This window comes from Streptomyces sp. NPDC058401, assembly GCF_042722885.1.
Lineage (GTDB): Bacteria > Actinomycetota > Actinomycetes > Streptomycetales > Streptomycetaceae > Streptomyces.
The window spans coordinates 1-14766 of the sequence record NZ_JBHXKA010000166.1 but is presented as its reverse complement, the minus strand read 5'-3'; the positions used below and the strand labels follow the sequence as shown (position 1 = coordinate 14766).

The following is a 14766-nucleotide window of genomic DNA, read 5'->3' as shown; positions in this document are numbered from 1 at the left end:
CCTACGAGGGCTGACCGGCGTCGCCGGGCCCGCCGCCCCGCCGAACGGCCGCGGGGGGGGGCCCCCCGCGCGGGGGGGGGGGCGCCCGCGGCCCCCGCGCCCCCCGGCCCCCCCCCCCGACGCCGTCAGCTGCTGTATACGCCGACTTCGTACAGGGAGTAACCCCACTGCGTCCCGCGTCCCGCTCCGTGGACGCGCACGTACCGCGCCGGGACCCCCGCGAACTGCGCCGTGTCCAGGCCGCCGTCACCGCTCGCGGTGGACCAGGCCGTCTGCCAGTTCGTCCCGTCCGGGGAGAGCTCGATGCGGTACGACCGTCCGTACGCGCGCTCCCATTCGAGCGTGACCCGCTTGACCAGGGCCGGGGAGCCCAGGTCGAACTGCACCCACTGGTCGTCGTTCCAGTCGCTCGCCCAGCGGCTGCCCCGGTCGCCGTCCACGGCCCGGCCGGGCGCGTAGCTGATGAACGGGTTCCACTCGGCGGAGCTCGCCGAGGCGGCCGCGCCCGCCGCGAGGTTCACACCGGCCTTGTGCTGCTCGGAGTTGCCCCAGGTGCGCAGGTAGGACTCGGCTCCCTTGAACAGGTCGTCCACCACGCCCTGTCCGCCGGTGATCCGGATGTCCTCGATCCAGTCCGGCACCAGGCCGTAGTGCGAGGCGCCGTCGGTGTTGAGGTCCCACGTGCGCTGGCCGGTGGTCACCTTGTCGATGACCGAGCCGCCGTCCGTGCTGCGGAAGGGGTACGTGACCGGGTTGGGCGTGTTCGCCCCGCGCGGGCCGGGCCAGCCGCCGACGCCGTTCATGTCGGTGCCGTAGCCGTAGCCGACGTTGTACTTCTCGCGCAGCGCGTCGGTCCGCTTGGCCTCGGCGCTGAAGCCCTCGGAGCCGCCCATGTACGCGCCGGCGAAACCGCCGAGCTTGTAGAGCCGCTCCATCCAGCCCAGGTCCATCCAGCTGTGCGAGGAGATCACGCCCGGGTACGACTCGGTTTCGAGGATGTCGAAGGCCTGACCGGCCGCCTTCACGCTCATGTGGTCGAGTTCGAGCATCATCTTGCGTTTCATCATGCCGCGCACCGCGTAGTCACCGAGGTCGGTGAGACCGCGGGTGTTGCACTGGGCGTTGGAAGCGTACGAGGGCACGGCCACACCTGCCGGCAACTGCTTCTCGGCGGCGGCCGCCGGGGCCAGGCCGATGGGGTTGTCGTGCTGCGGGCCCGCGCACTGCTCGGTCTTCCAGAAGGTGCCGGTCGACAGGAACTGCCCGACGTTGATGGCCGTTCCCAGCGCGCCCTCGTCGAAGCGGACCCCGCACAGGGCGTTGTCGAACTTGTGGCACAGGAACATGCTGCGCACGCCGAGGTTGTACAGCTCGTCGAGGCCCTTGTCGATGTCCGCCCTGCTGCACTGGGCGATGTCCAGGATCTGCTTGCAGCCGAAGGGCTCGGAGGTCTCGACGCCGAGGACCACGGCCAGCTTGCCCTGCTTGATCACCTCACGGGCCTGCGCGGAGTCGGTGACGATGCGGAACCAGCCCTTGCCGGGGCCGCCGTACATCTTGTCGACGAAGGCCTGCATGTCGTAGGTCTTCTTCGCCTCCAGGCGGATCGCGGTCATCTCGTCGCAGCTGCGGTCCTTGAAGAAGTAGACCGAGCAGATCACCCCGTTGGTGACGAGGTCGTTGACGAGGACCCGCTGGCCGCCGCGCCAGGCGCGCTCGATCCAGGCGTAGTAGTTCTGCTGGTGCGTCAGCGAGTCGTGGGCGGGCCAGTCCTTGAAGGTGGGCCAGCCGTCGGGGTCGTGCTTGCCGTCGCCGCCCTTGGTGATGAAGTCGAAGATGGCGAGGGTGCCGTCCGGGTAGTGCTCGGGACAGTCCTTCAGCGCGTCGGCGATGCCGGCGTCGGAGAACGGCTTTCCGCAGATCAGCCGGCCGCCGAAGCCCTCGTTGGACATGATGTGGTCGTGGGCGTCGACGAAGCCGCGGACGTTGCCCTGGGCGTCGGTGCCCTTGAAGGGCTCACCGGTCACGTTGATCTGGGAGTCGGGCGCGGGCCGTGCGGTGGGGTTCCACCAGCCGTTGTCGGCCGCGGCTCCCGGGACGGGGCCGAGCACCATGGCGAGCAGGCCGAGGAGCAGGGACAGGATCGCGAACGGCTTGCGCCGGCTGCGGGGTTGGGATTCCGGTCGTCGCCTGTGCAGGTCTGGGGTCATGGCCACTACTCACGTCCTCGGTCGGCGGAGGGCGCGGTCGAGGACACGGTCCACCGGAGGCGTGGCCGCCCTGGCACCTGTTTGTCATGTCCCGCGCAAGCATTGCGTCGAGAATCGCTACTGCCGGGTACAGAGTCAAGAGTCCGGGTCAAATGACCTGATGGATCGTCACCCTACTCCCGCTGTGGGCCGCCGTCAGCGGGATGCGCAGGAGCGGGCGTAGCGCCCGGGCGTGGTCCCGACGACCCGCTTGAAGTGCCGGGTGAAGTGCGACTGGTCGTAGAAGCCCGCCGCGACCGCCACCTCGGCGGCCGGGCGGCCGTCGAGGAGCAGCCGGCGGGCCAGGGAGACCCGGCGCGAGACGAGGTACTGGTGCGGGGCGATGCCGAAGGCCCCGCTGAACGTGCGCACCAGGTGGGCGGGATGGGCCTGGAGCAGCCCGGCCGCCTCCTCCAGCGACAGGCCGCCGGCCGCCCGTTCGTCGAGGAGCTCGCGCAGACTCCGTGCGAGGCCGGGGCCGGGGCCCGTGCCGGGGCCCGGGCCGGGCCGTGTGGTCCGGGTGTCGGGGAGTTCGAGGCGGGGTCGCAACAGGGTGCGCAGCCGCTCGCCGATCAGGGCCAGCCGGCTCTCCGCCTCGAACTCGTCGCCCGGCGCGGCCAGGGCCCGGTGGAGCTGCCCGACGCGGCGGCGCAGTACGGGATCGGCGAGGTCGGGGCCGTCCACGGCGGCGCCGATGAAGCGCTCGTCCAGCACGGTGGTGTCGAGGTAGACCACGCGCTTGCGGAAGCCGTGCGGGGTCGCGGCGGAACCGTTGTGCGGAACCTGGGGCGGGAGCAGGCTCACGGTGTCGCCCGGGGTGCCGCGGCGGTGGCGGTCCAGGTCGTAGCGGATGGCGCCGTCGTCGACGATCAGCAGGGTCCAGGCGTCGTGGACGTGCATGGGGTAGGCGTGCGCGGTGAAGCGGGCGTGGAACACCTCCAGGACACCCGCGACCCGCGGACGCCAGGCCGAGACCTCCTGCTGGGGCTGCACGCAAAGAACGTACAAGACCGCGCGCGGGGGCGCCCGGCAGTCTCGGGGCATGAGCGACGAGAAGACCAACGGCAGCGGCGCGGGCGCGAAGAGTGACAGCAGCGGCACGGACGTGAAGACCAACGACGGCGGCGCGGACGCGAAGAGTGACAGCAGTGGCACGGACGTGAAGACCAACGACAGCGGCGCGGATGCGCCCGTGCGGTTCGATACCAAGATCGCGGTGCTGTTGCGCGAGGACCTGGAGACCTGGCAGCGGCTGAACGTCACCGCGTTCCTCGTCAGCGGGCTCGGTACGGCGTGCCCCGAGGTGATCGGGGAGCCGTACGAGGACGCCGACGGGACGCCCTACCTGCCGATGTTCCGCCAGCCCGTGCTGGTCTTCGAAGGCGGGAAGGAGACGCTGGCGGCGGCGCACGAGCGGGCGGCGCGGCGCGGGCTGGCGGCGGCGGTCTTCACCTCGGACCTGTTCGCGACGGGCCACGACCGGGCCAACCGGGCGGCCGTCGCGGCGGTCGGCAGGGACGGGCTCGACCTGGTCGGCATCGCCGTCTACGGGGCGCGCAACGCGGTGGACAAGGTGCTCAAGGGGGCCCGCATGCACGGGTGAGCACCGGGAGGCGAACCGCCGGCGGGATGCCGTTTCGGCCACCGGGTGGTCGGAGTCCGGGTCGTTGCGCGGGGGGCTGCGGGAGGTTCGGTGTGCGGTTCGGTGCCTCCTGCCGTGCCGTCCGCCACCAGGTCCCGGCCCTTTCGTGGTGGTTCTGTGAAGGTGACCCGGGGGGCCGTTCGGGGCTTGATCCCGGCCATCGCAGGGCATGCGCGCCCCGTCATGCGCAACACGCCTCAGCCGCGCGTTCACGTGCTCTCCGTTTCTGCTTCACCGATCCGTGTGCCCCAGAGTCCTCCGCCCCGTGGATTGTCATGCCCGCGGCCATGGGTGGGTGGCCGTTTTCCGGCCACGCACGGCTTGTGGGGAAGGGGGGCGGTCCGGTGTCTCAGCCACGTTTTCTGTTCGTGTCCTGGGTGGATGTAGAAAGACGTCAGGCGCCTGCACCGATGGCGGGAGGACCGCACGCGGTGCGGGGAAGCGGCGGCCACGGCAGTCAGGGCAGCGGGCCCGATGCGGTGACCTGGCGGCTGGTCGGCTCCAACAATCACGAACTCGGCCGCAGTCCTTCCGTCTACCGCGCCCTCGGCGCCTGCGGTGCGGCCGTCGAACGGCTCCGCCGGCGGATCGGCGAGGCCGTCCCGATCGTGGCGATGTCCACGGGCAGGGCCGCGGCGATGCCGGATGCGGGTCCCCGTGGGGTGGGGGCCGCGGGCCCGGGCGGCTCCGGCTCCGGTTCCGGCGCAGTGTCCGGCGTCGTGTCCGGCTCCGGCGTCGGCGCCTGGACCTGGCAGCTCGTCCTCGACGAGCAGTGTGTGGCCGTGGCCGTCCGCACCTTCCGCCGCCAGCGCGAATGCCGCCACAGCCTCCAGCTGTTCCTGTCCGCCGCCGCCGAGGCGCAGGTGGCCTCCGGCGTCACCCACACCCGGCGGCTGCGCGGTCTGCGGCTGCCCGGCGCCGGGGACGCCCCGGGGCTGGCCCTGCGCGGGGGAGGCCCGCGGTGACCGCGACCACGGTGGTTCCGCCGGCCGCGCCCGAGGACGAGCACGTCACCCCGCGCGCCCTCGCCCGGAGCGGCGACCCGGCCGACCGGATCTTCCGCGGCTCGGCCCGCACCGCCGGCGCCGTCGTGCTGCTCGTCATGACCCTGGTCGGCGTCTTCCTCGCAGGCCGCGCCTTGACCGCCCTGGACGACGCGGGCCGGTCCTTCCTCACCACCTCCGCGTGGGAGCCCGACTCCCACAACTTCGGGGTGGCGGCGGTCCTGGTCGGCACCCTGCTCATCGGCGGTGTGGCGATCCTCTTCGCGCTGCCGCTGGCGATGGGCACCGCCCTCTACATCACCGAGTACGCGCCGCGCCGCATCAAGCAGACCCTGATCAGCCTCGTTGACCTGATGGCCGCGGTGCCCAGCGTGGTCTACGGCCTGTGGGGGCTGTTCCTGTTCCAGCCGCACGTGGTGGGCCTGTCCCGCTGGCTCACCACCTACCTGGGCTGGTTCCCGGCCTTCGCGGTCGACGGGGACGATCCGCGCGACCCGCTCAGCCCCAACACCTTCTACACCTCCTCCACCTTCATCGCGGGCATGGTCGTCGCCCTGATGGTGACGCCCATCGCCTGCTCGGTGATGCGCGAGGCCTTCGCCCAGGCGCCGCCAGGCGAGCGCGAGGGCGCCTTCGCGCTCGGCGCCACACCGTGGGGCGTCATCCGCTCCGTCGTCCTGCCCTTCGGCAGGGGCGGGATCATCGGCGGCACCATGCTCGGACTCGGCCGCGCGCTGGGGGAGACGATCGCCGTCTACCTGATCATCTCCCCGGTCTTCGTGATCCAGCCGCACATCCTCCAGAACGGCGCCATCTCCGTGTCCGCCCTGATCGCCCTGCGCTACGGCTCGGCCAGCCCCCTCGGGATATCCGCCCTGATGGCGGCCGGCCTCACGCTCTTCCTGATGACCCTGGTGGTCAACTTCGCCGCCTCCTCGGTCGTGGCCCGCAGCCGCTCCGGAGCGGGGGCCGACGCATGACGGCCCTCACGCACCGGCCGCACGGTCCGGGCGCCGCCGACGCGACGGGTGCTCCGGGCGGCCGGGGTGTTCCGGCCGCTCCCGCCGTCGCCACCGTCCGTCCGCCCGTGGTGCTCGACGGCGCCGGGATCCCGCCCGAACAGCGGCGCAACACCGCGACCCTGCACCTGCGCGACGTCCTCGCCATGGTGGGCGCGGCCGCCGCCGCGCTCGCCGTGACCGCCCTGCTCTTCGGCCGGATCCTGCCCTTCGATGCGCCGCTCGGCTTCGCGGTCGTCCTCTACCTGGCCTTCATGGCCCTCTACGGCGTCCTCGTGTCCCTCGACGAGTCCGCCGCCACCGTGCGGGCGCGCCTCGCGCAGGCCCTCGTGCACAGCGTCGCCGCCATGCTCATGACGGCCCTGGTGTGCGTCGTCGGCTACGTGCTCCTGCGCGGCCGGGACGCCCTGGCCCACCTCAACTTCTTCACCGACGACATGGCCGCCACCGGTCCGCTGGAGCCGCTGTCCCAGGGCGGGGCGCTGCACGCCATCGTCGGCACCCTGGAGCAGATCGGCATCGCCCTGGCGGTGTCCGTGCCGCTGGGGCTGGCCTGCGCGGTGTTCCTCAACGAAGTCCCGGGCCGCTACGCCCGGTTCGTCCGCACCATCGTCGAAGCCATGACGGCGCTGCCCTCCATCGTGGCCGGCCTGTTCGTCTACGCGACCTGGATCCTGCTGCTCCACTTCGACAAGTCCGGCTTCGCCGCCGCGCTCGCACTGTCCGTGATGATGCTGCCGATCGTCATCAGGGCCTCCGACGTGGTGATCCGGCTGGTTCCGGGCTCTCTGAAAGAGGCCTCCTACGCCCTGGGCGCCGGTCAGTGGCGCACCGTGTGGACCGTGGTCCTGCCCACGTCCCGCTCCGGACTGACCACCGCCGTGATCCTGGGCACCGCCCGCGGCATCGGGGAGACCTCCCCGGTGCTGCTCACCTCCGGCATCGCCGGCGGGCTCAACGCCAACCCCTTCGACGGGCCGCAACTCTCGCTGCCGCTCGCGGTGTTCAGCCTGGTCCAGTCCCCGGAGAAGTCCATGATCGCCCGGGGTTTCGGCTGCGCCGCCCTGCTGATGGCGCTGGTGCTGCTGCTCTTCGTGCTCGCCCGCGTCATCGGCGGAAAGGCCCCGGGGCAGCTCGGCCGCGGCGCGCAGCACCGCCGGGTGCTCGCGTCCGCCCGTGACGTCGAGCGGATGCGGGCCCGGGCCGCCGAGCGGGACCTCGCACTCGCCGAAGAGGAGGCCGGGGGGCCGGAGCCACAGGGGTGGCGGGCGCTACCTCCGCCCCGGGCGTAGTCGCCCGCTCCTCGCGGCTCCGCGCCGTGTCCATTCGTACGATCTGTGACCGATCAGGAGAGTTCCCCATGCCCGGACGACCCCCGGCATACCCCGTGCGTGCCCCTTCGGGCGACCGCGCACCCGCCCGGCGCGGCCGCCTCCTCGTCCGCGGACTCGCACTGGTCCTGGCGGCGCTGGCCGTGGCCCTGCCCGGCGCGGTGCCGGCGGCCGCCGAGAGCTACGTACCGGTCTCCGGCGCGGGTTCCACCTGGAGCCAGAACGCCCTCGACCAGTGGCGGGCCAACGTCAAGCAGTACGGCATGACGGTCAACTACAGCGGTACGGGATCGTCCGACGGCCGCAACCAGTTCCGCAACGGCACCGTCGACTACGCGGTCTCCGAGATCCCCTACGGGATCAAGGACTCGGGGGTCGTCGACCCGCCGCCCGCGCGGAAGTTCGCCTACATGCCCATCGTCGCGGGCGGCACGGCCTTCATGTACAACCTCAAGATCGGCAACCGCCGGGTCACCAACCTCCGCCTCTCCGGCGAGAACGTGGCCAAGATCTTCACCGGCGTGATCACCACGTGGAACGACCCGGCGATCAAGGCCGACAACCCGGGCCTCGCCGCCTCCCTCCCCGCCCGCCGGATCGTCCCCGTCGTCCGCTCCGACGGCTCGGGCACGACCGCCCAGCTGACCAAGTGGATGAGCACGCAGCACGGAGGCCTGTGGGACGCCTACTGCGGCAAGGCCGGCCGCTCCACCCCCTGCGGGCAGACCTCCAACTTCCCGACCATCGCCGGCCGCGGGTTCGTCGGCCAGTCCGGCTCCAACGGGGTCTCCGGCTACGTGGCCCAAGAGGGCAACATCGGCACCATCACGTACGTGGAGTACTCCTACGCGGTCTCCACGACGGGCTTCCCGGTCGTCAAGGTGCTCAACAAGTCGGGCTACTACACCGAGCCCACCGCCCAGAACGTCGCCGTCTCCCTCGGCAGGGCGCAGATCGACCCCGCCGACCTCACCCAGAAGCTGGAAGGGGTCTACGCGGGCGACGACCAGCGCACCTACCCGCTCTCCAGCTACAGCTACATGATCATCCCGACGGCGCAGGAATCGAACTTCAACCCGCAGAAGGGCAAGGCGCTCGGCGCCTTCGCCTACTACTTCCTCTGCGAGGGCCAGCGCTCCGTCGACCGGCTCGGCTACTCGCCGCTCCCCATCAACCTCGTCCAGGCCGGTCTGGAGCAGGTCCGCCGCATCCCCGGCGTGACCGTGGCGAACATCGACATCAAGAACTGCCGCAACCCCACCTTCTCGCCCGACGGCAAGAACACCCTGGCCGAGACCGCGCCGATGCCCGCCGCCTGCGACAAGCAGGGCCCCACCCAGTGCGAGACCGGCACCGGCGGCAACAAGACCCCGACCCAGAACGGAAGTTCGGGCGGCGGCGGGGCAGCCTCCGGCGGTGGCACCGGCGGCACCGGTGGCGCCGCGGCCTCCGGCGGTGGTACGGGAGGCAGCGGCGGCACGGGCTCCGGCGGAGCCACGGGAGGCTCCGCGGCCGCCTCGGGCGGTACCGGCGGAGCCACCGGCGGGAGCGGCGCGGCAGCCGGCACCGGCGGTACGGGTGACGGCCCGGGAAGCGGCGGCGCGGACGGCGGCGGGGGAGTGGACCCGGTCACCGGCCGGCCCCTCGCGGCGGGCGCGGCCGACCTGTTCGGGATCCCCGTCACCACCTCGACCGGCATCGGCGGGACCCTGCAGACCGTCCTGATGGTGCTCGGCGCCCTGATCCTGCTGGCCGTCACGGTCGCCCCGCCGCTGCTCACCCGGCGCCTGACGCGGCGCGGCCGCACGGGGGGCGGGTCCTGATGCGCACGCCGTTCCGCACCGCGTTCCGTACCCCGCTCCGCACGTCGCTCCGCGCTCCGTTCCCCAAGCGCCGGATCCGGTTGCTCTTCGGCGCGCTCTGCCTGGTGCTGCTCCCCGTGGTCGCCACCTCCGGGCCCGGCGGCCTGGGCCCGCAGACCGCGTACGCGGCCGGCGGGGAGGGCTCCGAGGTCACCGTGTCCGGGACCGGCGAGTTCGCCGACCTCAAGGTGACGGTCGGCCAGACCCGCAACCTGGTCGGCCAGGTCGTCAAGATCTCCTGGACCGGCGGAAAGCCCACCGTCTCCGACACCGCCTACAGCGCCGACTACCTCCAGATCATGCAGTGCTGGGGCGACGAGCCCACCGGCCCCGGCACCGACCAGTGCCAGTTCGGCGGTTCCTCCGCCCTCGGCGCGGGCGCGGGCAACCAGGCCGGCGCCTACACCAACACCCGCCAGCTCAACTACGGCGCCAACCTACGGGATTCGGAACACGAGCCGCTGCCGCCCCCCACCCCGAGCGGGATCTCGTACGCCCCGTTCCGCACGGTGGGCGGGGACCCGGTCAGCCCGGGCAACTGGAACGAGTTCTACGACGTCAACAGCACCAACGAGGTCCCCTACGCCCGTACCAACGCCCGCGGCGCCGGCGAGGTCTGGTTCGAGACCCAGACCGCCGTCGAGGCCCCCGGACTCGGCTGCGGCTCCGCGGTCACCGGTTCCGGGGGCGCCGTCGGCGGACGCGGCTGCTGGCTGGTGATCGTGCCGCGCGGCGAGAAGGAGGTCGACGGCAGCCCGTACACCGGGCAGTCCGGCGGGCAGCTCCAGTCCTCCCCGCTCAGCCCGGCCAACTGGAAGCAGCGCATCGTCGTCCCGCTCGGCTTCGAACCCCTGGGCAGCTACTGCCCGATCGGCGCCGAGGAACGCGGCACCCTCGGCAGCGAGATGGCCGCCGAGGCCGTCACCCGCTGGCAGCCCGCCCTGTGCCAGACCGGCGGCAAGGCCATCTACGGCTACGCCCAGGTCCCCGACGAGACCGCCCGCGTCAAACTCCTCTCCGGCACCCCCGGCCTGGTATTCCTCGGCCGGCCGGCGCCCGCCGACCCCGTCCGCAAGCCCGTCTACGCACCCGTGGCCCTCTCCGGCATCACCATCGGCTTCTTCATCGAGAGCCAGGCCGGATTCCAGGCGCCCCCCGAGGTCAAGGCCCGCAACGGAACCCGGCTCGGCGCCCTGCGGCTGACCCCGAGGCTGGTGGCGAAGCTGCTGACCGAGTCCTACCAGGACGGCAACTCGCGCTTCGCCGAGAGCACCGCGAAGAACCCCGCGAACCTGGGCCGGGACCCGGAGTTCATGAAGCACAACCCCGCCTACGCGGGGCTGGACTTCGGCGGAAAGCTCGGTGACGCCCTGGTCCCGCAGCCGCTCGCCGACACCACCCGGCAGCTGTGGGAGTGGGTGGGCCGGGACCCGGCCGCGCGGGAGTTCCTCGACGGCACCCCCGACAACGCGGGCGCGCACGGGGACGCCTCGTACGCCGGGATGGCCGTGAACCCGAACTACCGCGGACTGGCCCTGCCGTTGGACACCTTCCCCAAGAGCGACCCGTACTGCCAGCCCTTCCCGCTGGAGCACCCGGAATCCCCGCTCTGCATCCAGGACAAGCACCCCTACGCCACCGACATGCACGCCGCCGCGCGCGCCGCGAGCCGCGGGGACACCCTGGCCCGCACCTCCTGGGACGCCACGGCCACCCCGCCCACGTACAAGAAGGACCCGCCGCAGCTCGCCGGTTCGCGCGCCGTGCTCGCCGTCACCGATACCGCCACCGCCGACCGGTACGGCCTGGTGCGCGCCGAACTCCTCAACGCGGGCGGCGCGTTCGTCGCACCCGAACCGGCCGCGCTGATCGCCGCCGCGAGCGCCCGCAAGGCGGGGGCCGACGGGGTGAGTTCCCCCGACCCGGCGGCCGCGGACCCGGCGGCGTACCCGCTCACCGTCCTCACCTACGCCGCCACCGTGCCCGCCGACCTCACCGAGGCGGAGGGCCGGGACTACGGCGCCATGCTGGCCTACGCGGCCGCCCGGGGGCAGACCCCCGGCGTGTCCGCGGGCAGCCTGCCGCACGGCTACGCCCCGCTGCCGGAGGCCCTGCGCGCCCAGACCCGGGCCGCGGCGCAGAAGGTGAGCACCGAGGCGGGCCGGAAGCCGACGCCGGAGCCTTCCGCCCCGACGGCCCCGGCCCCGGCCCCCGCCCCGGGCGCCGCCGGCGGTACGCCGTCCGGCACGGGCGGGTCGGCCACCGGCGGTTCCGGCCCGGCCGGTACGGGGACCTCCGGCTCCGGGGCTTCGACGGCGGGCGCCGGTTCCGCGGCGGGCGGCGGGGCCGCACCCGGCCCCGCGGCGGCCTCGCCCGGCGCCTCGACGGCCACGGGCGCCGGGGGAGCCACGGGTGCCACCGGAACTTCGGGCGCCCCGGCCGCTCAGGCGGCGGGGACCACCCCGGACTGGGTCGTCGGAGCCATCCGCAACGTCCTGCTGATCTGCCTCGTGGTCGGCGCCCTCGCCGCCTTCGCGGGACCGATGCTCCCGCGGTTCCTGCCCGGGGCCCTGCTCCGGCTGCGGTCGCTGCGCGGCGCGGCGGGGGGAGCGGCCGCGACGTCCGGCGGGCCCGCGGAGCTGCCGGCGGACTGGGCGACCCACAAGAAGACCGGCCCGAGGGACTGGACCCCGCCGGACCAGGACTGACGCCCGCATCCGTCCCGTCCCGGCACCGCACGGCGAGCACCGCACGTCGAGCACCGCACAACGAGCACCACACAACGAGCACCGCACGGCGAGCACCGTACGACGAAAGGAGGTGACGCCCGGCGACAACCGTCCGACCAATCCGCGCCAACGGAATTCCATCCCACGCGCGCCGGGCACCACCCGGGCGCAGCCTAGCTGAGGGGTCATCCCAAGTGAACAAGAAGAAAATCGCCTTCGGCGTCTCGGCCTTCGCTCTCGCGGCCACCATCGCCGGAGCCGGCCTCGCCGCCGCCGACCCGTCGGGCCCGCCGCCGTACCGCCAGCTGTCCGGCGTCGGCTCCGACACCACCCAGGACGTCATGAACGGCCTGGCCGCGGCCATCACCGTGAACGGCCAGAAGGTCATCGGCTCCTACGACGCCACCGGTTCCGCCAACATCACCACCAAGGACCCGGCGGTCAACGCGAACTGCACCGTCGCCCGCCCCAACGGCTCGGGCGCCGGCCGCTCCGCGCTGCTCACCTCCCTCCAGGCGAACAACGGCTGTCTGGACTTCGCCCGTTCCTCCTCGCTGAACCTGGCGGCGGCGGCGCCCGGCCTGACCTACGTGCCCTTCGCGGTCGACGGCGTCACCTACGCCATCACCCCCGGGTCGGCGATCCCGCGCAAGCTGTCGCTGACCGACCTGAAGGCGATCTACCACTGCGACCCGAACTACGTGGGCGCGGGCCCCAACTACGCCATGACGGTCTACCTGCCGCAGGCCGGTTCGGGCACCCGCAGCTTCTGGGAGTCCCAGATGGGGATCACGGACGCCGATGTCGTCGCCGGCGTCCACCCCTGCATCAAGGACAAGAAGGGCACCACCCCGGTGCAGGAGCACGACGGCCGTCTCCTCGACGACAAGTCGATCGTGCCGTTCTCGATCGCCCAGTACCAGTCGCAGTCCTCGCAGACGATCGCGGACCTGCGCGGCCGAGCCATCCTCGGCACGGTCGACGGGACCTCGCCCACCGTCCTCAACAGCGGATTCGGCGTGAAGCGCGACGTCTACAACGTGATCCCGACCGGCAAGGTCGCCACGGCTCCGTGGAGCACCGTCTTCGTCGGCCCCAACTCCGAGATCTGCAAGCAGACCTCGGTGATCAACACGTACGGCTTCGCCACCAGCCCGAACTGTGGCGACACCACCAAGCAGACCCCCTGACCCTGATCGCCGCCCGAGCTTCACATTCTGGAGACGTTGTGCTGAAGAACAGAGTTTTGCGGACCATGGCCCTGGGGGTCGCCGCCGTGACCACCTCCTTCGCGGCGGGTCTGGCCGGGGCGGGCGCCGCGTACGCCGCCCCGATCGGCACCCTTGAGATCAACCCGGCGACCGGCGCGGACACCTCCGGCATCGCCTTCACCACCTCGGCCGCCTGCCCGGCCAACGCCACCAACGTGCTGGTGAAGGTGGACGGTTCCGGCTTCCCGGCCGAGGGCCTGAACGTGGTCGGCAACTCGCCCATCGCCACCTACCCGACCGCCGCCAACGGCGGCATGGTCATCCCGCTGACCTCCACCATGCGGGACTACGCCAGCCAGGCGGGCTTCACCACCCTGCAGGGCAAGTACGAGTTCACCGTGATCTGCCGGACCGCCTTCAACGGCACCAGCCTCGGCGACTACACCGGGGCGATCTGGTTCACCTCGAACACCACGTACCAGAACACCGACCCGGCGGTGAAGACCGACACCGTCACCTCCCTCGCGCTCACCCCGGCCGGTCCCACGCAGGCGGGCACCCCGGTCACCCTCACCGCGGGCGTCACCCCGGCCGGCGCCGGCGGCACCGTCCAGTTCAAGGACGGCGCGGCCGACCTGGGCACCCCGGTCACCGTGAACAACGGCACCGCGGCGCTCACCACGTCCAACCTGACCGCCGGCACGCACAACCTGACGGCCGTCTTCACGCCGGCCAGCGCCTCGTACAACGGCTCGGCCTCCGCCGCCGTCTCCTACGTGGTCACGGCCGCTGCGGCCACCGCCACCACCACCGCCCTGGCCGTCTCCCCGGCCGGCACCGCGCCGCAGTTCAGCCCGGTGACCCTGACCGGTACGGTCACCCCCGCGGGCGCGGCGGGAGCGGTGAAGTTCACCGACACCGTCGGCGGCTCCACCCTCACCCTGGGCACCGTTCCGGTCGCGGGCGGCACCGCGGTGCTGAACACCAGCAGCCTCCCGGTGGGCGACCACTCCTTCACCGCCGTGTTCGTCCCGGCGAACGCCGGCGCCTTCCTGGGCTCCGACTCGGGCGCGATCCCGTACGTGGTGGGCGCCTTCGCCGGTGTCTCCGCCTCCGAGACGATCACCACCACCGTCAACTCGGGCGCGCTGGCCATCAGCGTCGCCAACCCGCAGGTCACCCTGCCCTCGCCGGTGCTCAACTCCGACGGGGACCTGCTGACCACGGCCGGTTCCATCAACCCGGTCACCCTCACCGACACCCGCGCCGGCAACCCGGGCTGGACCGTCAGCGGCCAGGTCACCGACTTCTCCGACGGTGCCACCCACACCATCAACGGCCAGAACCTGGGCTGGAGCCCGAAGCTCGTCGACAAGGCGCCCGCGCAGACGGTGACGGCCGGTTCCGCCGTCCCCGCCGCGCACGGAGCGGCCGCCGCCGACTCGGGCACGGCGGGCCTCAAGTCCGCCCGCACGCTCGCCAACGGCACCGGCCTCGGCACCGCGCACGTCACCGCCGATCTGGCGCTGAACGTGCCGACCTCCACGGTGGCCGGCACGTACTCCGCCACCCTCACGCTCACCGCCATCTGATCCAGGCGTGAGCCCCGGGCCCGGGGGGGCCCCCCGGCCCCCGCCCCCCGCCCCCCCCGCCCCGCGGCCCGGGCCCCCCCCCCCCCCGCCCCCACCCCCCCGAGGGCGGCCCCCGCCACAAACCCAC

Annotated in this window: 10 protein-coding genes; 8 read left to right on the top strand and 2 right to left on the bottom strand. The window is 72.9% G+C overall.

Going from position 1 to position 14766, the window contains the following annotated elements; all coding sequences use genetic code 11:
- Window positions 1–125: 125 nt before the first annotated feature.
- Both ACFWNV_RS35635 and ACFWNV_RS35630 read right to left on the bottom strand, forming a co-directional pair.
- On the bottom strand, window positions 126–2114 hold the full coding sequence (locus tag ACFWNV_RS35635) for a discoidin domain-containing protein (RefSeq protein ID WP_383955123.1): 1989 nt from the start codon (window positions 2112–2114) through the stop codon (window positions 126–128).
- Window positions 2115–2405: 291 nt separating this feature from the next.
- On the bottom strand, window positions 2406–3293 hold the full coding sequence (locus ACFWNV_RS35630) for a helix-turn-helix domain-containing protein (protein ID WP_383955120.1): 888 nt from the start codon (window positions 3291–3293) through the stop codon (window positions 2406–2408).
- 115 nt (window positions 3294–3408) lie between these two features.
- Between ACFWNV_RS35630 and ACFWNV_RS35625 the strand changes: the two genes are divergently transcribed.
- The 8 genes from ACFWNV_RS35625 (at window position 3409) to ACFWNV_RS35590 (ending at window position 14639) form a co-directional block, all read left to right on the top strand.
- Window positions 3409–3852 (top strand): DUF2000 family protein, encoded by a 444-nt coding sequence (locus ACFWNV_RS35625; RefSeq protein ID WP_383955121.1) that lies wholly within the window; start codon window positions 3409–3411, stop codon window positions 3850–3852.
- A 449-nt stretch (window positions 3853–4301) separates the two neighbouring features.
- On the top strand, window positions 4302–4856 hold the full coding sequence (locus tag ACFWNV_RS35620; RefSeq protein WP_383955118.1) for a hypothetical protein: 555 nt from the start codon (window positions 4302–4304) through the stop codon (window positions 4854–4856).
- Entirely contained in the window at window positions 4853–5875 is a 1023-nt protein-coding gene (pstC, locus tag ACFWNV_RS35615; RefSeq protein WP_383955116.1) for a phosphate ABC transporter permease subunit PstC, read from the top strand. Before ACFWNV_RS35620 ends, pstC begins: the two co-directional genes overlap by 4 nt.
- Window positions 5872–7206, top strand: coding sequence for a phosphate ABC transporter permease PstA (pstA, locus tag ACFWNV_RS35610; RefSeq protein WP_383955114.1), 1335 nt, complete (start codon window positions 5872–5874; stop codon window positions 7204–7206). The genes pstC and pstA overlap by 4 nt, the downstream gene beginning before the upstream one ends.
- A 68-nt stretch (window positions 7207–7274) precedes the next feature.
- Window positions 7275–9068, top strand: coding sequence for a phosphate ABC transporter substrate-binding protein PstS (locus tag ACFWNV_RS35605; RefSeq protein ID WP_383955112.1), 1794 nt, complete (start codon window positions 7275–7277; stop codon window positions 9066–9068).
- Window positions 9068–11815 carry a hypothetical protein gene (locus ACFWNV_RS35600; protein ID WP_383955110.1) on the top strand — a complete coding sequence of 916 codons (2748 nt, stop codon included), beginning with the start codon at window positions 9068–9070 and terminating at the stop codon, window positions 11813–11815. The genes ACFWNV_RS35605 and ACFWNV_RS35600 overlap by 1 nt, the downstream gene beginning before the upstream one ends.
- A gap of 215 nt (window positions 11816–12030) precedes the next feature.
- Window positions 12031–13026 (top strand): hypothetical protein, encoded by a 996-nt coding sequence (locus tag ACFWNV_RS35595; RefSeq protein WP_383955109.1) that lies wholly within the window; start codon window positions 12031–12033, stop codon window positions 13024–13026.
- A gap of 38 nt (window positions 13027–13064) precedes the next feature.
- Window positions 13065–14639, top strand: coding sequence for an Ig-like domain repeat protein (locus ACFWNV_RS35590; protein WP_383955106.1), 1575 nt, complete (start codon window positions 13065–13067; stop codon window positions 14637–14639).
- The last annotated feature ends 127 nt before the right edge of the window (window positions 14640–14766 follow it).